Source organism: Algoriphagus iocasae, from assembly GCF_014206875.1.
GTDB lineage: Bacteria > Bacteroidota > Bacteroidia > Cytophagales > Cyclobacteriaceae > Algoriphagus > Algoriphagus iocasae.
Genome location: NZ_JACIJO010000001.1, coordinates 1,106,679 through 1,129,211 on the forward strand (window position 1 = coordinate 1,106,679; position 22,533 = coordinate 1,129,211).

A 22,533-nucleotide genomic window follows, 5' to 3' on the forward strand; every position below is an offset into this window, starting at 1 on the left:
ATTTTAAAAATTAAAGGCCTGATGCAGATAAGATTACAAGTTACCCATTTTATCAATTTTTGAAGCTGGGAGGTATTTGATTTTAATTTTCATGGAAACAGGCTCCATTGGCTCATCTTGATCATTTGTTTCTATTTGAGCGATTTTTTCCACCACCTCCATTCCTTTTATTACCTGTCCAAAAACGGTATAGTCTCCGTCCAATCGATGAACTCCCTCCGGATTTTGAATAATATAAAATTGGCATCTAGCACTGATTTTTTCAGGATTGCCATCTCTTCCAGCTCCGACCGCTCCATATTGATGAGTCAATTCTGGAATGATTTCTGGTGCCAAAAGATATTCAGGATCATTAAAACCATCTTCTGTATCAGGACAGCCTCCTTGGTTGACAAAATTGGGGATCACCCTGTTGAAAGTCAAAGTATCCCAATAACCGGCTTCGGCTAGTTCAATAAAGCTATCACGATGATTAGGAGTTCTATCATCAAGTGAAATAAGGATTTTTCCTTGGGGAGTCTTTATCTCCGCGACAGGAACTTTCTTTTGAGCAACAGATTTAATGATGGAAAAAGAAACCAAAAATAATGTGATCGTGAATAGTCTAATCATGTTCATAGCTCGTACGTAGTTGTTGATCTAAATATAAAATCAATTCAAATTGATTTTGGTAGAAATTGATTTTATTTAGATTGTTTTTCAGAGATAATTAATTTTAAATAATGGATAATAAATATACTCTTGAGAGTGAATTAGAGAGATTATTGGCTTTAAGTAATTTAGATTTAGATTATTACGATGGAAAACATGGAGTAAAGTGGCTCGCTGAGATGGCAGCAAACGTGGCAGGTACTAAAGTTTCCTTGATCAATTTGATCGATTCCTACACGCAGTGGACCATTGCTAATGTAGGAATGGAAATTTCCAATATGGCCAGAGAAGACTCTGTTTGCCAATACACCATGGAAAATGAAGAAGGAGAGATTTTTGAAGTAAATGACTTGCGGGAAGACGATCGCTTTAAAGAGAAATTTTACGTAAAAGAAGATCCCAACCTGACATATTATCTTGGAGTGCCACTGACCACTGCGGAAGGGTATAATTTAGGGGCATTGTGTGTAATGGATGTGGAAGAGAAGAACATCGTTACTGAGAAGAGGGAGCTTTTAAAATTGATCGCAAGGCAGATTGTCGATCGACTAAAGATTAACAGCAAGTTGGCAGAGCTGAAGGACCAGATGGGGGATATCTTGCAAAGTCAGAAAAAACTTGCTCACGACGTCAGAGGTCCAATCGGTGGAATCGTTGGCTTGGCTGAAATAATCAAGATGCAGGGAATGGATAACCAAATTGAGGAAGTATTGGAATACATGGATCTTATCCAAAACAGCGGGGATTCAATTCTTGATTTGGCTGATGAAATCCTCAATCAAAATTTCGATCCAAAACTTCAAATGATCCGCGATCCAAAGGATCATGAATTCACTTTGCTGCTTTTCAAAAATAAAATTCAAGCCATGTTTGAGCCGCAGGCGATGGTGAAGAAGGTGAATTTCATCGTAGAAGTTGGGAGCTCAAATCATTTTACACCTTTTCCAAAATCAAAACTGATGCAGATCGTTGGTAATTTGATTTCCAATTCCATCAAATTCACTCCTGCTTATGGCACCATTTCGATTTTCCTGCATTTAGAGGTTAATGAGGGAAAAGAGTTTTTAAACATTACAGTGAAAGATACCGGCACAGGCATGCCTCAGCAAAAAATAGATCAAATTTTAGCCGAAGAGGCTAGCAGTGAAAAAGGAACTTCCGGTGAAAAGGGATTTGGTTTTGGACTACATGTAGTCACCAAACTCGTGAATGAACTGGGAGGGAAAATGGAAATTGAGTCTGAGCCAAGTCAGGGAACAACCTTTAAAATTGGAATCCAATTCAACTGATAGAATTGGATTCCAAGCTCTTTTTCTGATTGTTGACAGGATTTGCATACATCGCCAAAAAGTTTTTGACCATCAGTGTGTTTTTGGTGTCAACTTTTTCGATTAAACGCTTTTCGAATGCATTTTTTTCTTCTACGGAGTAATGTGCTTTGTATTCATCATCCCCATAAAGTAAGTCATGTGCTATGTAATTACTTGGCCAAAGCTTATATCCAGACCAAATTTTCTGGTCGATTACATTGGCTAAGTGACTAAGTTTCTCACTTTGATTCAGCTCCATTTTGGAGATTTCTGAGATTTCCTCATTCAAAACTCCATTCACTTGAATATGAATTCGTTTCTTCGTTCCCATGATGCCACGCAAAAGATTTAGGAAATCTTCATTTTCACTTTTGACGTACTTTTCATCTCTGGATTTAGCCAGCAACTCAGGCATTTTTAAAATGTCCGTAGGATCGTATTCGTAAGAAATGGAAATCGGAACCACTCTGATTTTCTCGAAATACCCAAATGGATTATTTCCCTCTTCTGCAAGAGTCAGCATTTTCAGAACACCACGCTGAGTTGCATCATTTCCATCTTTGGTTCTGCCTTCCCGCTGTGCAGTCCAGACAGATCTGTTCTCATGAACCAAGGACTTTTTGATATACTCTGAAGCCATCATAGAGCTCTCCAATAAGGCTCTTCCTTGCAAACCTCGTTTGATAGCAAAGTTTCTGTTTAATCTGGAAAGGGTATGCAAAAACTTCTTTTTGATAAGATTATCACCAATGGCAGAAGTAGTCAAAACCAATCCATTTTCATAGAGAGAGGCATTCAATAGAGAAGTGTCCAGAATGATGTCTCTATGATTGGAAATAAACAAATAGGAAGTATTCGGTTCTAGTTTTTCAAAACCATCGATACTGAGTCCGTCAGAGCTTTTTTCCAAGACTTTTTTGACTCCTGGGTAAATAAAGTTGATCTGAAAATCACGGAGAGAATGCGTGTGAAGCATGAGGTCTTTCCAGTGATCTTTGGAATCATGAGGAAATGTGAAATTCATCATGGCCTCAAGCATCGGGTCATCCACTATTTCTCGAATAGCATCATTCGCTTCTGCATCATAAAAAGGCCTGATCGAATCAAATTTTGACATAGATGGGTGCTGAGTTATCCTGCAAAAAGCAAAATTTAGGTCAATTTTTGAAGTTTCTCCTGTAAATCATTTTTGCTTTCTTCTGTAATTATTCCCATTTCAGGTGTTTAGAAAAGAATAAAAGATGATAAGGAAGTGACTCTGTCCAGTAATTCCAAGTGTGAGCTCCAGGTCTTTCTGTATAATCATGGTCAATTTTATTCTCTAAAAGCAATTGGTGCATCTGACGATTTGTTTTTATCAGGAAATCATCCACCCCAATATCCAGAGTGAGTGCGACACCATTTTCTTTGATTTTGTCTACCAAGCCCACAGCGGTATACTGCGAGAAAGGAGCATCATAAATCAGGTCTTCTCCAAGCATTGCCTTTTGCTGAGTAGTACGAAGTTTCTGAAAATCTTCCGGCACTATCCACATACGGGTATCAATATTCATTACTCCACTCATGCTGCCCGCTGCAATAAATAATTCCGGGTGTTTTGCGCTAAGAATGATTGCTCCATGTCCACCCATAGATAGTCCCGTGATTGCTCTGGATTCTCTTTTGTCCAAGGTTCTGTACTTCTTATCAATTTCTGGGATCAGTTCTTTGATAATGTAGGTTTCATACTGGACAGAATCCATCATCGGGCTGTCGTAATAATAGCTAGCTGGACCCACACTAGGTGTAACAATAATCAAGTTGTATTGATCTGCGAGTTGATTAACCAAACCAGGCTCAGTTACCTTTTTGTGCCAATCATTAAAAGCCCCGCTTCCACCATGAAGAAGGTATAGTACTGGGTAACTCTTAGATGAAGATGAATAGGAAGAGGGTGTGGTGACTGCTGCTTTTAAGTTTTTCTTCATCACCGGACTGTAAACTTCCAGTGTATCAACTTTTGCCTGTGCAAAAGCAAAGGAGGGAAGAAAGAAAAGCAAAAGTAAGATTCTGTTCATAGTGTAATAGGATTTGGGATTTATCGAAAGTCCAAAATAGGGATAAATTGAAAATAAACTGAATTTACATCCTGACTTAAGTCATATTTCCAAGATTCGAAAATCCCTATCTTTAACATAGAAAGCTATGAAAAGTACGACTCTTCAAAATATCGCTTACTTTTTTATTGTCCTGGTTTTTGGGTCAATCATCTTAATGGAAGGGGCTTTCATTTTTGTACCTCTGGTTTGGGGAGTTTTTTTTGCATTCGCTTTGAATCCCATGTCCAATTGGCTAGAAGAGAGGAGAATTCCCAGAGGCATCGCCATTATTATCAGCATCCTTATAGTTAGTGTGTTGGCCTTTGGTGTGTTTTATTTGCTTCTGAATCAAATGATCGGGTTGATCGGGGATATTCCGGAAATTGGATCCCAATTTAGTTCCAAGATGGAATCCTATCTGGAGGAAATTCAAGCTACGACAGGGATCAATCTGCTTGACAACAATGAAAAAATCTATGATCAGATAGTTGATTTTGGGAGTATAAACCAGACGCTATTTGCTACAGGAAAGTCAATTGCCTTAGCGGGAATAATTCCTCTTTTCATCTTTCTATTGCTTTACTACAAAGATTTTTTTGTCGAATTCCTGTATAGAAACTCCAAAGATTCTAATGAAAAAATTATTGAATGGGCAAAAGAATCGGGGAGGGTTATCCAATATTATTTGGCTGGAATGCTGAAAGTGACGGTGATCGTTGCGATCATGGCAGGGATCTTCTTTTATATAATCGGAGTAAAGTATTTTCTCCTTTTCGCCGTCTTTATAGCTTTGATGAACTTGATTCCTTACGTTGGTGTCTTTGTAAGTTCACTTTTTGCCATTTTATACGTGTTTTTGACAACGGATTCGGCTCTTTATCCATTTTTGACCTTCCTGGTTTTATGGGGAATTCAACTTCTGGAAAATAACCTGATCACTCCATTGGTAGTAGGGGCACAAGTTCAGGTAAATGCCTTTGCCGTAGTTCTTTCAATTTTAATCGGTGGTTGGGTTTGGGGGATTTCAGGAATGATATTATTCATTCCTTTGGTCGGTGTGCTGAAGATTACTTTGGAAAAAAGGGAGAATTATAAGGCTTATGGATTTTTGCTGGGCGATGAAATCATTGTGTCAGAGAAAAATGAAAATTTCTGGAAGCTATTTAAAAGGAAGATTCACAAAGAATAGATGCAGCTGCCACACAAGGCCAAAATTCTCCACTCAATTTATTTTTAACTTTTTTTCACACATTCAGGAACTATTTGTATCATGCTATGATTGAACGTTCATTCAGTTATGGAGAATTTGCAAAACAAAAAGGAAAGTATCCTCGAAAGCGCCCTTGTACTTATCAATGAGCAGGGGTTTCATGGATGCCCGGTAAGTAAAGTCGCAAAAAATGCGGGTGTGGCTGCAGGTTCAATTTATACTTACTTCGACAGTAAGGAAGAATTGATCATGGGAGTTTTTGAATATGTGTCAGAAAAAATCAAGGAATATGTATCCAGTAAGGACGATGAGTCTATGGAATATGAAATTCGATTTTTCAATTATTGGAAAAATTACACGGAATATTTTGAACTCAATCCAGCACACCATGGGTTCTATGACCAATTCGTAAATTCACCTTTTCATTCTGAAAATTCCCAATTAAAACCTAATGGTTGGCATGAGTGGGCCAATCAATTTTTCCAGTCAGGAATTGACTCGGGAGCTATCAAATACATAAACCCAACGGTACTGGCGATTTTAGTCAACTCGAATATCAATTCGGTAGTCAGAATCAAAAATAACTTTAAGAATAGGTTTGCAGAGAAAAATGTAAACCTGGAGGAGATTTCCAGTTTGATCTGGGAAGGGATTAGAAACAAGTAACCCAAACCTTTGTTCGAGTTTAATTTTATTCAATAAACAGTTCTATGTTTAAAAAGCATGTTTTGCTAGTTGGAATGAGCATTTTTCTCTTTTCGACGACTGGCTTTGGCCAGGAGGATCCACCAATTCCACAGGGTGAATTGTCCCTGGAGGAAATTTTAGAGTATTCATTGCTGAACAGTCCACTTATCCGACAGTCTCAGATCGATGAAGAAATCGGAGATCAGGAAATCAAATCCAGTTTGGCGGGATGGTTTCCACAGATTTCTGCCTCCGCTGGAGGTTCTTATAATATCAAGTTGCAAACCCAAGTAATTGGTGACCAGCTGATCACATTTGGCCAGCCTTGGAATTCCAATGTGTTGTTTCAAGTAAACCAAACACTCTTCAACAGAGATCAATTATTCGCTTCTAAAACCTCCAAGTACTATCGTGAGCAATTGGAAAAGGTGACTGAAAATAGTCGAATCAATACCATCGTGGAGGTGAGCAAAGCCTATTACGACATCTTGTTGGCAAGCGAACAGCTTAATGTATTAGATGAAAACATGGTGAGGCTGGAAAAGCAATACAAAGATGCCGTCAGTAGATATGAAGCGGGTTTGGTAGACAAAACAGACTATCAGCGAGCGAGCATTGCACTTGCCAACGAAAGGAGTGATCGAAACCGGGTGAAGACTTCTTTTGATGCGAAATATGCCTACCTAAAACAGTTAATGGGCTATCCGGATAATGCCGATTTCACTGTCGAGTTTAATCGTGAGAAAATGCTCGATGATATGTTTATGGAAGAATCTGAACCTTTGGTACTGGAGAATCGAGTGGAATATCAGTTGATGAAAACCCAACAGACTTTGAACGAGATTCAGACAAGCTATGAGAAGTGGAATTATCTTCCTGAGCTTTCTGCAAATTATCGGTACAACTGGCTGTTTTTCAACCAGGAATTCTCCAATCTATATAATCAATCTTACCCTACTTCTGCTGTTGGGTTAACGCTTGCGCTTCCGATTTTTCAAGGAGGAAAAAGAATGCACAGGGTAAGGATAGCAAATCTACAGGTAGAGCGGGGAGAAATAGATCTTCGAAATCTTTCCAGTCAGATCAAGACGGAATACAAAGTGGCTTTGGCAAATTACAAAAGCAGTCTGTACGAATGGGAAGCCATTCGCGAGAATATGGAAATGGCCGAAGATGTTTACAATATCATCAAATTACAATACGATGAAGGGATCAAAGCTTATGTGGATTTGGTCGTGGCTGAATCCGATTTAAGAACAGCCCAGATCAATCACTTAAATGCTGTCTATCAGGTCTTGGAAAGTAAGCTGGATCTGAAGAAAGCCCTTGGAATCATCGAATACAATTAATTCTGCATCTCTAATTATCAATCATAATGAAATCTAACTTTCACATAATTGCTTTCTCAGCACTGATTTTTACGGCTTTTGCCTGCGGTTCAAAACAGCAGGCAGGTCCACCACCAGCCCCAGTTATTCCAGTGACTACCTATAAAGTGGTTAAAAAATCTGTCAGAGGATTTGATCAATACCCGGCGACTTTGGTGCCAATGAATGAGGTGGAGATCAGACCTCAGATTTCTGGCTATATCACCAATATTTATGTTCAGGATGGACAAATGGTAAAGAAAGGTCAAAAGCTTTACGAAATCGATAGAAGTAAATATGCAGCTTCACAGCAGCAGGCGCAGGCAAATGTGGCCAGTGCGGAAGCCAATCTTGCTAAACTGACAAAAGATCTGGAGCGCTATAAAAGATTGGATGAGCAAGATGCGATCGCCAAACAGCAATTGGATTATGCAGAAACTGCGGTTTTGGATGCCAAATCCCAACTTGCTTTTGCGAAAGCACAGCTTCAGTCTGCCAGTACAGATTATCAGTATTCTTTATTGACAGCTCCATTTGATGGGACAGTTGGAATTTCTCAGGTGAGAGTAGGTGCGCAGGTTTCTCCAGGCCAACCATTATTAAACACACTTTCTTCCAATGACCCAATGTCTTTGAATTTTGTGGTGAATGAGCGAGAGATTCCTAGATACAACAAGCTTTTGAGAGAAGAAAATCAACCGGACTCTTTGTTTACGATCCAGTTTAGTGATGGGTCTTCTTATCCATTTCCTGGAAAATTCATCACGATTGATAGAGCAGTTGGAAGACAATCCGGTACGATCAATTTGAGAGTGAGATTCCCAAATCCAAATCATGAATTAATCGCAGGTATGACTGTCAATCTTCAGGTTTTGAATGATGATATCGGTCCTCAATTGGCGATACCAGCTAAGGCAGTCGTCGAGCAAATGGGAGAATATTTTGTCTTTGTGGTACAGGAGGAAAATAAAGTTCACCAGCAAAAGGTGATACTTGGTACTCAACTAGGAGATGATATAGTAGTAAGAGATGGCCTGGCGGAAGGAACTGTCATCGTAGAGAGTGGCGTGCAGAAATTGAGAGAAGGCATTCAGATTACTACTGAATCGGCTGCTCCCCAACAATAATTTTTAAAGGATTGAATCAATAAAAATGATATCAGACGTATTTATAAAACGACCGGTAACAGCAATGGTAATATCCATTGTGATAGTGCTGGTGGGGACATTGGCAATTCTCAATCTCCCCGTGACGCAATATCCCGACATTACTCCTCCAGTTGTAGCTATCGCAGCAAACTATACGGGTGCTGATGCGAAAACTGTGGAGGAAACGGTAGCAACGCCGATTGAAACTCAAGTAAATGGTACACCGGGGATGGCTTACATTTCATCTACCAATACCAGTACAGGTCAGATGAATGCCAACGTGACTTTTGAAGTTGGGACGGATATCGACATCGCCACACTTGATGTTCAAAACAGGGTGAGTATCGCAGAGCCACAACTTCCAGAAGCGGTTAGAAGGCTTGGCGTTGTGGTGAGAAAGAGAAATCCAAGTATCATGATGGTGGTGAGTATTACTTCGCCCAAAGGAACGCATGATCCGAAATTCCTTTCCAATTATGCCAACATTTACATCAAAGATGCACTATTGAGAGTCAATGGAGTAGGGGATATTACTCCGATTGGTCAGGATTTTAGTATGCGAATTTGGCTAAAGCCAGATAAACTCGCTCAGTATAATATTTCATCCAAAGAAGTGACTGCTGCGATTCAGGAGCAAAACCTTCAGGTAGCAGCTGGTACTGTGGGTGGAATGCCTCAGTTTAATAGTCAGGCTTTTGAATATCCGATTACAGTCAACGGTCGATTAGAGCGGGCTGAAGAGTTCGAAGATATTGTTCTTCGTTCAAATCCTGCTGACGGTTCCTTGGTCTATTTGAGAGATGTTGCCAGAGTGGAATTAGGTCAGTTTGATTATAGCCGTTTTTCTATTTTGGATGGGAAAGATTCTGCAATTCTTTTGGTGTATCAAGCTCCAGGAAGTAATGCATTGGAGACTGCTGAAGGTGTATATGCTGCTTTGGATGAGTTGAAAGCCAGTTTCCCAAATGACATGGAATATACCATCTCATTCGAGTCCGTATCTGTGGTGGATGTTTCGATCAATGAGGTTCTTCACACTTTTATGGAAGCGCTGTTATTGGTGGTTATCGTGGTATTCTTGTTCCTTCAAAGTTGGAGAGCGACTTTGGTACCAGTGCTGGCAATTCCGGTTTCGATTATTGGTACGTTCATCTTTTTCCCATTACTTGGCTTTACGATCAATACGCTGACGCTATTTGGATTTGTTTTGGCAATCGGTATTGTGGTGGATGATGCGATTGTGGTAGTGGAGGCTGTTCAGCATTACATCGATTCCAAAAAGATTTCTGCGAAAGAAGCGACCAAATTGGCAATGAAAGATATCACTGCTCCGGTTATTGCTATCGCATTGATTCTTTCTGCGGTATTTATTCCAGTTGGATTTATTCCTGGGATCGTTGGTAGAATGTACCAGCAGTTTGCGATTACCATCGCGATTTCTGTATTGATTTCAGCTTTTGTCGCATTGAGTTTGACTCCAGCACTTTGTACGCTACTATTGAAGCCCTCTGAGGTAAATGAGCATGGCAAAGGCTTGAATAAGTTCTTCTATAAGTTCAACCTTTGGTTTGAAAGAACCACTAATTCTTACACCTCAGGGGTGAAGAAGTCGATCCGAAGAGCTCCTTTAGTGCTGATTTTATTGATCTGTATTTTCGCCGGTACTTTTGGCCTGTTCCAATCCAAACCTACAGGTTTCTTACCAACAGAGGATGAAGGTCGATTGTACATAACATTAGAGCTTCCAGAAAGTGCTTCTACCAGTCGAACTCGGGAAGTGATGATGCAGATGAATGACTTGATCCAAAATACGGATGGAGTCAATCACGTCACTGGTATCGGTGGATTGAACGTGATCAACTTCTCCTTTAAATCCAACTCAGCAACTTTCTTCGTGCAGATGGATCCATGGGAGGATAGAAAAGAGCCTTCCAAACAACTCTTTGGAATTATCGCACAATTGAACCAGAAGTTTACAGCCATAAAAGATGGAAATATTGTGGTGGTTCCGCCTCCTGCAATTCCGGGATTAGGTAGAACTGGTGGTTTCAGTTTTATGCTAGAGCAGCGTGCTGGTGGAGGAGATATTAAAGAATTTGAGCAAGTGATGGGTCAGTTTTTGGCAGCAGTCAATCAAAGACCGGAGATCGCTATGGCTTATAGTTTCTTCAATGCCAGAACTCCTGGGTATCACATTACTGTAAACCGCGAAAAAGCGAAGAAGCTCGGAGTGCAGATGACCGATATCTTTAGCACGATGTCCAACTATATGGGCAGTAATTATGTGAATGACTTCACCAGATACGGCCGAAATTTCCGCGTAGTTTCTCAGGCTGACACTTCTTATCGTTCCGGAATTGAAGACTTGAAACAATATTACGTGTTGAATTCCAGCAGAGAATCTGTTCCACTTTCGGCTTTGGTGGATTATGAGGTGGTGGAAAATGCATCTGTGATTTCCCACTATAACCTTTTCAGATCTGCAGAAATCAACGGAAATGCCGCTCCAGGTTACAGTAGTGGTCAGGCTTTGGAAGCACTTCAGGAAGTGGCAGCCCAAGTATTACCTAGTGGTTATGGCTATGATTTCTCAGCCTTGAGTAGGGAAGAATTAGCTTCCGGTAATAGCACCATTTTGATTTTCGTGTTGGCTATTGTTTTGGTTTCCTTGCTTTTGGCAGCTCTTTATGAAAGTTGGTCTGTTCCATTCTCGGTTTTGCTGGCCCTTCCGTTGGGAGCTTTTGGAGCGATTGTCGCTCTTCACTTCTTACCTAAGCTGGACAACAACGTATATGCGCAGATCGGTTTGGTGACTTTGATCGGTTTGGCAGCGAAGAATGCCATTTTGATAGTGGAATTTGCGAAAGAACGTGTGGATAGGGGAATGCCTTTATTGGATGCGACGCTGGAAGCAGTGAAGTTGAGACTTCGACCAATCATTATGACTTCGCTTGCATTTATTCTTGGAGTTGTGCCTTTGGCCTTATCAAATGGAGCTGGGGCAGTGGCTAGACAAACTATCGGATGGACAGTGATTGGAGGGATGCTTGCTGCTACTTTCTTGGCAATTTTCTTCGTTCCGGTTCTTTATACCACTATCACCAAGATTGCATACGGCAAAAAAGAATTGGCAGAATTAGAAGCTAATTATAAACCTGAAGAAGGAGACCACGGTCATTAAATCTCTTCTTTAGTACTAGTTAAAAAGAAACCTCCTGATAAGTGAAAGCTTGTCGGGAGGTTTCTTTTTGTTCTTTGGTGAAAGTTTTAAGAGGGATTTAATTGTTTCACAGAAGAGAAAATGATAAAAAATTCTTCTTGATATGGAGATTCAACATAAAAGGCCGACAATTCTATTGCCGGCCTTCTTTTAGTAATTCAAGAATGATTTATTTCCAGAAATCTGCATTTTCGATTCCTGCATCTTTGGCAATAAAGACTGGATCTTTGCCTTCTTTCTTCTGCTTTTTATAATCTTTAAATGCTTTCATGGCAGGTTTTCTCAGTAAAAGAATAGCAATCACGTTAAGCCATGCCATCATTCCCACTCCGATATCACCCATGGTCCATGCGAGTTCAGCGGTTTTAATTGATCCATAAAATGTAGCACCTAAAATCGCCACTCTGAGTACCCAAATTGCCCAAGTGTTTTTTGATTTTCGAATCAAATAACTCAGGTTTGTTTCAGCAATGTAGTAATATGCCATGATCGTAGTAAAGGCAAAAAACAACAAGGATATAGCCACAAATCCTTTTCCTAATGCAGGGAAATGTGTTCCCACTGCATATTGGGTGTATTCTGGTCCGAATGAAACTCCAGGTAAGTTTTCTACAATAAAGCCCCCATCAGGATTTAATACATTGTATTGACCAGTAAAAAGGATCATTAGAGCAGTAGCGGTACAGACGAAAATAGTATCTACATAAACAGAAAATGCTTGTACCAATCCTTGTTTAACCGGGTGGGAAACTTCAGCTGCAGATGCTGCATGAGGAGCTGTACCTTGTCCGGCTTCATTGGAATAGATTCCTCTTTTCACTCCCCAGGCGATCGCCATACCAAATACTCCACTGAATGCAGCTTCTAAGTTCATGGCTGATTTGATAATCAATGCAAAAATGGATGGTACTTCAGCGATGTTCATAGCGATGATCACCACCGCCATTAAGATATATGCAGCAGCCATGAAAGGGATAACAACCTCTGCTACTTTACTGATTCTTTTGACTCCACCCAAAATAATCAAGGCAAGGAAAACTGTAATAATGATTCCAGTGTACATCACAGGAATTTCAAAGGCATTTTCTACGCTGAGGGCGATGCTATTACTCTGAACACCTGGCATAAATAGGGCGGTGGCAAGAATGGTTGCGAATGCAAAAAGCATGGCGTACCACTTGATTCCAAGGCCTTTTTCGATGTAATAAGCAGGTCCACCACGGTATTCACCATTGTTTACTTCCTTATAAATCTGGCCTAAAGTGGATTCTACAAATGCGGATGCTGCGCCTAAGAAAGCGATTACCCACATCCAGAAAATTGCACCTGGACCTCCCATAGCAATGGCAGTGGCAACACCAGCGATATTTCCTGTTCCAACTCTTCCTGAAATTGCAATTGCAAAAGCCTGAAAGGAGGAAACCCCTTCTTTGGATGATTCTCCCTTAAAAAGGAGTTGGACCATTTCTTTGATATAGGTGACTTGGAGAAATTTGGTGACGAATGAAAAATAAATTCCCGCTGCAAGGCAAAGGAAAATTAAGGCATTACTCCAGACGACAGCATTGATTGCTTCTACTATTTCTTTCATTTTTTATCTGTAAACTTCTAAATCTATCTTGTTTTCTTAAGCTTGGGTTTATTATAAACCCGAAGAAAGTGAAAATTCTGGGATTATAGCAGAAGAATCATTTTAAATGGGCTTAATTCATGATCGATTGCCTTTGAAAATTAGGTATTATGGGAAAAAGCATACTTTTTACATCAATTTTCAAATTGATAAATGTTTTAGCAGCCCTTTTGAAAATCAATAGAGTTTCAGAAAAATAAATTCTTAAAGAGTTAGAAATTTGGGTTTGGCCAAATGTTAACTACTCATCTTTCTCTAGCTATTTATGACCCCAATCAAGCACGCCTAATTCTAATTCAATTTAAATTGAACTTATAGATTTTACCATCAAAACCACAGAGATATAACTCCTGGTTTTCATCCACACCAAAAGATGAAATAGCAAAGTCCATATCGAAAAGTTCTGTGTTGACTGGGCTGGTAGAAGAGGAGGCATCCAAACTCCATACCCTTCCAGAAACGTAATCTGCATAAATATAAAGTCCTTTCAATTGCTGGATTGCGGATCCTCTATAAACATATCCTCCGGTAATAGAGATGTCACCTCGAGATCGGTCATATTCCCAAACCGGTAGCTCTAGTCCTTCTTGATTACAATTGGAGGAATTATAACAATGAAATCCTTCCATTGTATTCCAACCGTAATTTCCTCCATTTTTGATGATATCAATTTCCTCGTATTTATTTTGACCTACATCTCCAACCCAAAGTTCTCCGGTTTCTGAATCAAAACTAAGGCGCCAAGGGTTCCTTAAACCATAAGCATATATTTCCTTTTGAAAACCACTAGAGGAATTAGCAAAAGGATTATCCGATGGAATGGAATAGCTTTTAGAACCATTAGGCTTATTCACGTCAATTCGAAGGATCGTTCCTAGCAAAGTATTTCTATTTTGACCATTCCCTTTCGGATCACCACCATTTCCTCCATCTCCCACAGCGATGTACAAATTGCCATCTGGACCAAAGGCAATTTGCCCTCCATTATGATTGGAATAGGGTTGCTCAAACTCCAAAAGAATCAATTCACTGCTTGGATCAGCCTGATTTGGATTAGATGACGAAACTTTAAATCTAGAAATTACTGTCCGGTTAGGGCTGCTGGCAGTATAATTCACATAGAAGTAACCGTTATTTTTAAAATCAGGATGAAAAGCAAGTCCTAGAAGTCCTTCTTCGTTACCTGAATCATCCACTTTTGCTTCTATTTCTAGAAACTCAGATTTTTCTGCAGTTTTTGAGTCATTCTGAAAGACTGAAATGACTCCTCTTTGCTCTACCACAAATAGTCTTTTGGAATCATCACCGGCATGCTGAAAATCCACCGGTCTTTCAAAACTTAATGAAGGGAATGCTTCTATTATTTCTAAATTTCCATTGGAAGCCGGTGCAGGATTTGAATTTTCCTGGGCACAGCTCATATTAAAAGTAAGACAAAATATGAGTAACAAATTGAATAAATACCTCATTGAGTGCTTTGGTTTAAAGGGAAAGAGATTTTTCTCTTTTATAAATGTGTCATTCAAGATAAAGGAAAATGAATGGCATTCCAATTCATGAAAATTGCTCTTTGGTCAGGAATGAAAGGTGATGAAAATGAATTTTTAGGATAAAGCACAGCCATTTTTCATCCAGAAATAATGATAAATCGAAAAATGATTTTGACTCAGAATAAAAATGAAAGGGCATAAAAAAAGCCAGCAAAAATATCTGCTGGCTTAAGTCGTCCTCCCGGGACAATTTTCGAACCATTTTTTGGAAGATTTAAAATTATTAGCCTCGAAAAACGATGCGTAAGTAATTAAAAATCAACCACATATATTGAATTTATTTTTCTTCGTATACAATCAGAAAGAGAAAGATTCGTCTTGGTTCGAACTAACCGGTGCAAAAGTATGAAGAAAATATCGAGAAGCAAGGAGACACCGCTGTTTCTTATCATTTTTATTTTGACAGGCTAAATTTACGCTTCCTTTCAACAAGAGATGTAAAGCTCCAATTATGAGGTTGCAGCAAAAAAAAATCTCCCAACTTGGGTAGAACTTGGGGAAATATTGTGCTCAAAATCATAAAGTTTGTACTTCATTTGGGAATACTTGTCTCTAAAAAGCCTGTAGCCCCATAAAATTGGCGGATATGAAACACGCTCTACAAAACATCATTTTGGAGATACACCAAAAGGAAGACAAGATTTCATCGCAAGGCAAAACATTGATTGATGAGGCCTACGAAATGACACTGTATCTCCAAGACCTACTATTCTCGGCTAAAGGACACATTATCGAGAATGGCTTCTGCAACGATGCTGAAGAAATCAACTTCTTCCGAACGATAAAACCGCAGATACTCGGTAAACTAATCTACTACAACAAGGTTTACCGCATTGAAACAGCCTGCCCCGTGGACAACGGGAAAATGTATTATGGATATTTTTCAACGCAGTTGGCCAACCTAAAACGGGAATACATGGCACATGTCTGTAATACCGATTTTTACCGTTATTACCGCTCAGGACGAACGGATCGTGACGACACCTATTTTAAGCGTGGAAATATCAATTACCACGATGGACTTAACAGTATAGTGTTCGAGATAGATCCGTTATTCTCAACTTTTTTTGATTACAAGATCGCAAGGATCATTGCCAATGAATTGCTTTATTCCTACCTGCTGACCAAAATCAATCCTGAAGAAAACCCGGACACCATATTGCAGAAGCCGGAAAGTTCCAATGACGTTTTCTGGACAGACAGCAAAAACGCGCTCATTGAATTGGTTTATGCACTTCACGCTTCCGGTGTTATTTCACATGGTAAGATCGGCATCCGAAAAATAAGCCTGATGTTCCAGATACTTTTCCGTATTCCTCTCGGAGACCTGCATCACGCTTTTCACCGGATGAAAACCCGGGCTGGTTCGAGAACCGCATTTCTGGATCAGTTGAAATTATCTCTCGAAGAATACATGGATAAAGATCTTTGACAGCATCCAAAAGGTCAAGTTCAAGGCAGTGCATTTTATGTGCTGCTTTCTTTTTGCCCATATCCGCCAATTGGTAAAATCTCTGTTCCGTTCTCCAACGATATACTCTACAAGAATTAACCCATTGTTTTTCAGCTAATTCTCATTACTGCTAAAATTTTAAAAAAACAGCTAAACCAATTGGCTAGCCTTGGCAGACAAACCCTTCCACACTCCTGAATTTTGTAATGAAACAAAAACGGAGTCCTTATGAATATTGATAAAATGGAATTTACGGCATGGATGGAACGCATTATGGGGCGCTTTGACATACTTAGCGACCATTTAGAGGATGTGCAGAAAAAACGCAACTGCATAGATGGTGAGGAGTTGCTCGACAATCAGGATCTGCTCCAGATGCTAAAAATAAGTAACCGTTCCCTGCAACGCTACCGCTCCATCGGCAAGTTGCCCTATTACACCATAAGTGGAAAATTGTATTACAAGCTCTCCGACGTCCATCGCTTCATCCGTGAGAGTTTCAGGGCTCCGGTCCCCAAAACGAACGCCAACAAGTGACAAACACTGCCAGTGGATGCCAATTGAAGCAAAACGATGAGTACGTCTTTTACTTTCGGCACTGAACTTTAAAATTTTCAAGCGATGAGTGAGCAAACGTTAGATAAACCACAAGTACCGGAACAACTCTCGGACATATTGCTGGTACTGGATAAGGAGAAAAAGAAAATCCAGGCTGTAAAAAGCATTGACAAAAATGGGAAAATGGAAACGGTTGATCCTACAAGGAAAAACCAGAACCAGTTTATGCGGGTGGACAGACATGGCGATTTCTTTTCCAACTTCTTCTCCAACTTTTTCAGCCAGTTGAAGAACCCCACCAACTTCTCTTTTTTCAAAGTTCCCTCACCTATTGCCATTGATACGGCGGATAAAATGCAAAAGCAGGTAAGCAGTCCAACTCCTGAAGGCGAACACCTACTAAAACAGCACGAGATCAAACCGGAAATAAAAGAGAAACAAAAACAAGAAAATCAAAATGATATGGAAACGACACAGAAAACCCCGGAAACCAGCGAATACCGCTACAAGCTGGAACAGATTGATTGGGAAACCATGAACAATCTTGGATTAGGTAAGGAGCGCCTTGAAAAAATGAACCTCCTTGAACCTTTACTGAAAGGCTATAAGACCAACGAACTTGTACCGGTAAGCCTAAACCTTGGTACTGCGGTAACCCGAATGGACGCCCGCTTATCCCTGCAACCCAATGATGACGGACAGGTGGTGGTTGCCATTCACGGCATCCGTAAAGAGCCAAACCTGAACTTTGAGTTTTTCGGCCATAAGTTTACCGATGAGGACAAGAAAAATCTACTCGAATCAGGAAATATGGGACGTGTGGTTAACCTGACCAATCCCAAAACAGGCGAAACACTTCCGTCCATTGTCAGCGTAGACAGGCTGACCAATGAACTGGTCGCATTACGGACGGATTTTATCAGAATCCCGGATGAGATCAAAGGGGTAAAACTGGGCGATGCGCAAAAACAAGCCTTAATGGAAGGTAAACCGCTTTATCTGGAAGGTATGATTTCCAGGAAAGGAACCGAGTTTGCGGCTATGGTTCAGTTCAACGCGGACAAACGCTATGTGGAGTTTCTTTTTGACAGGAACAATTCCAATCGGCAAACACAGAGCAATGTTCAAAACAATCAGCAAAACCAGCCGCAGGAAGCTCCACGAACATTCCGGGGCAAGGAACTGGACGAAGAGCAATACAATAAGTTCAAAGCCGGTCAAACGGTGTACGTAGATGGCCTGGTGGATAAAAAGGGGCAAAAATATCAGGGATATATCACGCTGAATCAGGAAACAGGCAGAACGGAATTTTCTTTCCGAAATCCTGATAAGCTCAAAGAGCAGGCAAAACCTACCGAACCCCACAAAACCCAAACAGCAGTCAACTCAGAGGGAAAAACCAACGAAGCTACCAAGAATATCAAAGAGCCTTTGAAGACAGCGCAACAAACCCCGAAAGACAAAAAACAGCAGCAACAACAGGAAAAACCCAAAACACCTGCAAAGGCCAGAAGCAGAAAAATGTAGTAAAGTATGAAAACAGTCATTGCAGAAAAACCAAGTGTAGCAAGGGAAATAGCCAGCCTGTTGGGAGCCACCGAAAAGAAGGAAGGTCACCTGACAGGCAACGGCTATTTTGTTACCTGGGCATTCGGACACCTTGTCGGGTTGGGAATGCCCGAAGATTATGGCATAACGGGATTTGACAAAGCAGCTTTGCCGATATTGCCCCATCCGTTTTTACTGGCAGTCCGCAAGGTGAAAAAAGACAAAGGCTACACCACCGACGCAGGAGCGATAAAGCAACTGAAAATCATTGAACAGCTTTTTAACCGAAGTGATGGCATTATCGTAGCGACCGATGCCGGACGTGAGGGCGAGCTCATATTCAGATACATTTACGAGTACCTGAAATGCATCAAGCCCTTTCAGCGACTTTGGATCAGTTCCCTTACGGAAAAAGCCATTAAACAGGGTTTTGACAACCTCAAAGACGGAAAGGAGTTTGACGGACTATACCAAGCGGCACAAGGCAGAAGTCGTGCAGACTGGCTGGTAGGAATCAATGCCACGCAGGCACTCTCCATTGCGGCTGGCAATGGTGTTTATTCGCTTGGACGGGTACAGACGCCAACACTAGCTTTGATATGTAGGCGTTACTTGGAAAACAAAAACTTTTCGGTACAGAAATACTGGCAGATACAGTTGTCGCATACCAAGGAATTCATCGAGTTTAAAAGCCTTTCCAAAAATAAGTGGGATAACCAAAAACTGGCAGAGGACACCTTGAAATCCATAGAGAGAAACGGGAATACGGCTGCTGTCACATCCGTAGAAACCAAAAACGTTACAGAACAGCCGCCCTTGTTGTTTGACCTGACCGGCTTGCAAAAAGAAGTAAACAAAAAACTGAACCTATCTGCGGAAGAAACCCTCAAAATTGCTCAAAGTCTTTATGAGAAGAAGTTTATCACCTATCCACGTACCGGAAGCAAGTACATACCCGAAGATATGTGGACAGAGATTCCCAATCTCATAAGAGCTTTGCAGGATAGGGACACCTGTAAACAAGCCGTTGCCAAAGTGAAATGGGGACGTTTCAATAAACGCATCGTGAATGACCTGCGCGTGACCGACCACCACGGGTTATTGACTACCGACACAATCCCATCGGCACTGAATGCAAAGGAAAATGCGGTTTATGATATGATTGCCTTTCGACTACTCGAAGCGATTTCCGGTGCCTGCACCAAGGAGGCCACTCATATTACTTTACAGGCATTGCATTACGATTTTACGACAAAGGGCTGCAAGGTGCTCGAACCCGGCTGGCGTTCCATCAAAGGTAACTTCACCGATGATGATGCAGAACCTATAGAGGATCTACCGGACATAAAAGAAGGTGATGTACTCAAAATCAAACAAGCCGCAGTTTTGGAAAAGAAAACCAAGCCTCCCGTATTATACACCGAAGCAGGGCTTTTGTCGGCTATGGAAACGGCGGGAAAGGATATCAAGAACGAGGAAGAACGGAAAGCTTTGCAGAATATCGGTATTGGCACTCCGGCTACAAGAGCCGCAATAATCGAAACCCTGTTTACCCGCAATTATATCCAGCGGGAAAAGAAATCTTTGATTCCTACGGAAAAGGGATTGCAGGTATATGAGTTGGTCAAAGACCGGAAAATTGCAGACGTGGCCATGACCGCCGAATGGGAACTGGCACTTCAGAAAATCGAAACCAGTGAAATGAATGCCATAGCATTCCAAAAGGAAATGGAGGCCTATACCAAATCCATCACCGGAGAACTGTTGCAAACTTCCATTGCCAAGGATAATTCACCCGAACTTGTCTGTCCGAAATGCAAAAAACAAAAACTGCTCATCCGGGATAAAATCGTGAAGTGTCCGGACGAGGCTTGCAATTGGGTCCAGTTTCGCATTGTTTGCGGCGTGCAAATCGGCATTGTTGATATTGAAAGCCTGGTGGATAACGGCAAAACATCGCTTATCAAAGGAATGAAAAGCAAGGCGGGAAAGACGTTCGATGCCTATATCGTCTTGAACGACAAAGCTGAAAGCTCCTTTGAATTTGAGAAGCGGAAAAAGAAATAGTTTATATAAATCTTATTCAACGGCGATAAACGCCGTTATTTTTATTTTATATAAACAAAATATTTACGTATCTTTGTTTTGACGGCGATAAACGCCGCCTAAAATAAATTATGTAAACATGGCATCCAATCCTGAAAGACGACGATTATTGGAACAGATAATACCCGAAAGTATGATTGTAACCCGTAACTGGCTTATGGAAGAGGCTTCTTTGGACAAACATGCCATAGACAACCTGGTAAAAAGCGAACAGTTGAAATTACTGTGGAAAGGGCTATATACAAGGGGGAGTATCCTGCTTTCCTGGCAAAGTATGGTCTATACCTTGCAAACCGTTATGAAAACGGATTATGTGGTAGGTGGGCTGTCGGCTCTTGAATTAAAAGGGTTTTCGCATTACATACCCGTTTCCCAAAAAGAAACCATCCGTCTATACGGTAATGATAAATTACCCTTATGGACGAACGAACTATCGGAAAACATAGCTTTTATACGCCATACCCGGAATGAACTTTTCTCCGGTATGGAAAGAGATATTTCCGGGAAATACACCAGTTCCGTTTCTTGGAAAGAAAGTTTCAAAGACCTGAAAATATCATGCCCGGAAAGAGCCTGCTTGGAAATGCTCAACGACGTTCCCAGAAAAATATCATTTGAACATGCAGATCAGCTCATACAAGGAATGACCTCCCTTTCCCCCCGAACCTTGCAACGATTATTGGAGGCGTGCACAAATGTCAAAGTCAAACGGCTTTTCCTTTGGTTCGCTTCAAGGCATAATTATACATGGTTTTCAAAGCTGGATACGGAACATATAGCCCTTGGGTCCGGCAACCGGGTAATTGCAAAGGAAGGAGAGCTTGATAAAACATATAAAATAACCGTACCCAAGGATTTTCAAACCTAACAGATGAAGAAAGACAGTATTTATTACCGGCAGGTCCAGTTATTGGTACGCATCCTGCCACTTTTGGACAGTGAGAAATGTTTTGCCCTGAAGGGCGGAACCGCCATCAACCTTTTTTACAGGGAACTTCCCAGACTATCAGTTGATATTGATTTGCTCTACCTGCCCTCAGAGGGACGTGAAGAAGCACTCGCTAATATCCGTGAAGCATTATCGAGATTGAGCGAACTGATTAAGAAAACCATTCCGGGCATTCGCATACAGAACACGCACGAACAGGGGAACGCACTCCGTCTTATTCTGCAAGTGGAAGATATACGTGTCAAAGTGGAGTTGTCACCGGTTATCCGGGGATCGGTATTCCCTGAGGTTCGCATGGAAGTTTGTGAAACCGTAGAGCGTGAATTTGGTTACGCCGAAATACAGGTAGCATCATTACCCGATTTATACGCGGGGAAGATTGCCGCGGCATTGGACAGGCAACATCCCCGTGATTTGTTTGATGTAAAGTTTCTGCTCGAAAATGAGGGGTTTACGGAAAATCTACGAAAAACATTTCTTGTGTTCCTGATCAGCCACCAGCGACCAATGGCTGAACTGCTTGCGCCACACCGCAAAGACATACGTGAAATATATGAATCAGATTTCGCACAAATGGCAGAGGTGGATATTTCCGTAGAAGTACTGGAACGGACAAGGGAGCAACTGGTGACCGTTATCAATAAAGAAATGACTCCAGATGAGAGGGCATTTTTGTTGTCTTTTAAAGAACGAAAACCGCAATGGGAGTTATTGGGTCTGCCCAATATGGAGGAAGTCGCTCATTTGCCATCTGTTCAGTGGAAACTGCTCAATCTCTCAAAAATGGACGAAAAGAAACACAGGCAAGCAGCCGAGAAACTGAAAGAGGTACTTTTCAATAACAAAACGTGATATTTTTAAAGCATCCTATTGTTGGCAGGATAATTCAAATTCTTGACAATCCCATAAATGCCCTCCGACATTCCGGAGGGTTTTTGATTTTAATTACTGTCCTGTAAAAAGCAACGATAAGCCAAGTCCTACCCTTCAACGCCAAGCCCTGCCACTTCTATAAAAATCCCTATTTGCTGCTCTAATTTTAGACTTCAAGAAAATTCTAAAGAAAAT

The 22,533-nt window shown here is 40.9% G+C and carries 17 protein-coding genes; 12 read left to right on the plus strand and 5 right to left on the minus strand.

Features of this window, described 5'->3' with window-relative positions:
* Positions 1–33: 33 nt before the first annotated feature.
* Positions 34–612: a peptidylprolyl isomerase gene (locus tag FHS59_RS04800; protein WP_184493567.1), complete on the minus strand. Its 579-nt coding sequence runs from the start codon at positions 610–612 to the stop codon at positions 34–36.
* A 110-nt stretch (positions 613–722) separates the two neighbouring features.
* Here FHS59_RS04800 and FHS59_RS04805 point away from each other — a divergent pair, with 110 nt between their 5' ends.
* Positions 723–1,940: a GAF domain-containing sensor histidine kinase gene (locus FHS59_RS04805; protein WP_184493569.1), complete on the plus strand. Its 1,218-nt coding sequence runs from the start codon at positions 723–725 to the stop codon at positions 1,938–1,940.
* Here the strand turns inward: FHS59_RS04805 and FHS59_RS04810 are convergent.
* Entirely contained in the window at positions 1,933–3,078 is a 1,146-nt protein-coding gene (locus FHS59_RS04810) for a 1-acyl-sn-glycerol-3-phosphate acyltransferase (protein WP_184493571.1), read from the minus strand. The two genes, FHS59_RS04805 and FHS59_RS04810, sit on opposite strands and share 8 nt — an antisense overlap.
* An 88-nt stretch (positions 3,079–3,166) precedes the next feature.
* The gene (locus tag FHS59_RS04815; protein ID WP_184493573.1) at positions 3,167–4,018 is read right to left on the minus strand and encodes an alpha/beta hydrolase; all 852 of its coding nucleotides are present in this window, start codon (positions 4,016–4,018) and stop codon (positions 3,167–3,169) included.
* Between the two features lie 127 nt (positions 4,019–4,145).
* Between FHS59_RS04815 and FHS59_RS04820 the strand changes: the two genes are divergently transcribed.
* From FHS59_RS04820 to FHS59_RS04840, 5 genes are all read left to right on the plus strand, one after another.
* Positions 4,146–5,228, plus strand: a complete 1,083-nt coding sequence (locus tag FHS59_RS04820) for an AI-2E family transporter (protein WP_184493575.1) — start codon at positions 4,146–4,148, stop codon at positions 5,226–5,228.
* 108 nt (positions 5,229–5,336) lie between these two features.
* The gene (locus tag FHS59_RS04825; protein ID WP_184493577.1) at positions 5,337–5,915 is read left to right on the plus strand and encodes a TetR/AcrR family transcriptional regulator; all 579 of its coding nucleotides are present in this window, start codon (positions 5,337–5,339) and stop codon (positions 5,913–5,915) included.
* Between the two features lie 44 nt (positions 5,916–5,959).
* Positions 5,960–7,285, plus strand: a complete 1,326-nt coding sequence (locus FHS59_RS04830; RefSeq protein ID WP_184493579.1) for a TolC family protein — start codon at positions 5,960–5,962, stop codon at positions 7,283–7,285.
* Positions 7,286–7,311: 26 nt separating this feature from the next.
* Positions 7,312–8,430 carry an efflux RND transporter periplasmic adaptor subunit gene (locus FHS59_RS04835; protein ID WP_184493581.1) on the plus strand — a complete coding sequence of 373 codons (1,119 nt, stop codon included), beginning with the start codon at positions 7,312–7,314 and terminating at the stop codon, positions 8,428–8,430.
* 25 nt (positions 8,431–8,455) lie between these two features.
* Positions 8,456–11,632 carry an efflux RND transporter permease subunit gene (locus FHS59_RS04840; protein ID WP_184493583.1) on the plus strand — a complete coding sequence of 1,059 codons (3,177 nt, stop codon included), beginning with the start codon at positions 8,456–8,458 and terminating at the stop codon, positions 11,630–11,632.
* Positions 11,633–11,840: 208 nt separating this feature from the next.
* Here the strand turns inward: FHS59_RS04840 and FHS59_RS04845 are convergent, their stop codons facing one another.
* Together FHS59_RS04845 and FHS59_RS04850 are read right to left on the minus strand one after the other, a co-directional pair.
* Positions 11,841–13,262, minus strand: coding sequence for an alanine/glycine:cation symporter family protein (locus FHS59_RS04845; protein WP_184493585.1), 1,422 nt, complete (start codon positions 13,260–13,262; stop codon positions 11,841–11,843).
* Positions 13,263–13,597: 335 nt separating this feature from the next.
* Positions 13,598–14,722 (minus strand): PQQ-dependent sugar dehydrogenase, encoded by a 1,125-nt coding sequence (locus tag FHS59_RS04850; protein ID WP_246388301.1) that lies wholly within the window; start codon positions 14,720–14,722, stop codon positions 13,598–13,600.
* A gap of 715 nt (positions 14,723–15,437) precedes the next feature.
* Here FHS59_RS04850 and FHS59_RS04855 point away from each other — a divergent pair.
* The 6 genes from FHS59_RS04855 (at position 15,438) to FHS59_RS04880 (ending at position 22,317) form a co-directional block, all read left to right on the plus strand.
* A complete protein-coding gene (locus FHS59_RS04855; protein ID WP_015267014.1) occupies positions 15,438–16,283 on the plus strand; it encodes an RteC domain-containing protein in 846 nt (281 codons plus the stop codon).
* A gap of 249 nt (positions 16,284–16,532) precedes the next feature.
* Complete coding sequence (locus FHS59_RS04860; RefSeq protein ID WP_015267013.1) at positions 16,533–16,841, plus strand: helix-turn-helix domain-containing protein; 309 nt, start codon at positions 16,533–16,535, stop codon at positions 16,839–16,841.
* 84 nt (positions 16,842–16,925) lie between these two features.
* Positions 16,926–18,389, plus strand: a complete 1,464-nt coding sequence (locus tag FHS59_RS04865) for a DUF3945 domain-containing protein (RefSeq protein WP_184493589.1) — start codon at positions 16,926–16,928, stop codon at positions 18,387–18,389.
* A 6-nt stretch (positions 18,390–18,395) separates the two neighbouring features.
* Positions 18,396–20,477, plus strand: a complete 2,082-nt coding sequence (locus FHS59_RS04870) for a type IA DNA topoisomerase (RefSeq protein WP_184493591.1) — start codon at positions 18,396–18,398, stop codon at positions 20,475–20,477.
* Between the two features lie 118 nt (positions 20,478–20,595).
* Positions 20,596–21,384, plus strand: coding sequence for a type IV toxin-antitoxin system AbiEi family antitoxin (locus tag FHS59_RS04875; RefSeq protein WP_184493593.1), 789 nt, complete (start codon positions 20,596–20,598; stop codon positions 21,382–21,384).
* Positions 21,385–21,387: 3 nt separating this feature from the next.
* Positions 21,388–22,317, plus strand: a complete 930-nt coding sequence (locus FHS59_RS04880; protein WP_184493594.1) for a nucleotidyl transferase AbiEii/AbiGii toxin family protein — start codon at positions 21,388–21,390, stop codon at positions 22,315–22,317.
* Positions 22,318–22,533: the final 216 nt, after the last annotated feature.

Coding starts and splice junctions, on each gene's coding strand:
- FHS59_RS04875 (WP_184493593.1), top strand. CDS start 20,596: ATGGCATCCAATCCTGAAAGACGACGATTATTGGAACAGATAATACCC.
- FHS59_RS04820 (WP_184493575.1), top strand. CDS start 4,146: ATGAAAAGTACGACTCTTCAAAATATCGCTTACTTTTTTATTGTCCTG.
- FHS59_RS04870 (WP_184493591.1), top strand. CDS start 18,396: ATGAAAACAGTCATTGCAGAAAAACCAAGTGTAGCAAGGGAAATAGCC.
- FHS59_RS04850 (WP_246388301.1), bottom strand. CDS start 14,722: ATGAGCTGTGCCCAGGAAAATTCAAATCCTGCACCGGCTTCCAATGGA.
- FHS59_RS04835 (WP_184493581.1), top strand. CDS start 7,312: ATGAAATCTAACTTTCACATAATTGCTTTCTCAGCACTGATTTTTACG.
- FHS59_RS04865 (WP_184493589.1), top strand. CDS start 16,926: ATGAGTGAGCAAACGTTAGATAAACCACAAGTACCGGAACAACTCTCG.
- FHS59_RS04805 (WP_184493569.1), top strand. CDS start 723: ATGGATAATAAATATACTCTTGAGAGTGAATTAGAGAGATTATTGGCT.
- FHS59_RS04880 (WP_184493594.1), top strand. CDS start 21,388: ATGAAGAAAGACAGTATTTATTACCGGCAGGTCCAGTTATTGGTACGC.
- FHS59_RS04830 (WP_184493579.1), top strand. CDS start 5,960: ATGTTTAAAAAGCATGTTTTGCTAGTTGGAATGAGCATTTTTCTCTTT.
- FHS59_RS04855 (WP_015267014.1), top strand. CDS start 15,438: ATGAAACACGCTCTACAAAACATCATTTTGGAGATACACCAAAAGGAA.
- FHS59_RS04810 (WP_184493571.1), bottom strand. CDS start 3,078: ATGTCAAAATTTGATTCGATCAGGCCTTTTTATGATGCAGAAGCGAAT.
- FHS59_RS04800 (WP_184493567.1), bottom strand. CDS start 612: ATGATTAGACTATTCACGATCACATTATTTTTGGTTTCTTTTTCCATC.
- FHS59_RS04860 (WP_015267013.1), top strand. CDS start 16,533: ATGAATATTGATAAAATGGAATTTACGGCATGGATGGAACGCATTATG.
- FHS59_RS04815 (WP_184493573.1), bottom strand. CDS start 4,018: ATGAACAGAATCTTACTTTTGCTTTTCTTTCTTCCCTCCTTTGCTTTT.
- FHS59_RS04840 (WP_184493583.1), top strand. CDS start 8,456: ATGATATCAGACGTATTTATAAAACGACCGGTAACAGCAATGGTAATA.
- FHS59_RS04825 (WP_184493577.1), top strand. CDS start 5,337: ATGGAGAATTTGCAAAACAAAAAGGAAAGTATCCTCGAAAGCGCCCTT.
- FHS59_RS04845 (WP_184493585.1), bottom strand. CDS start 13,262: ATGAAAGAAATAGTAGAAGCAATCAATGCTGTCGTCTGGAGTAATGCC.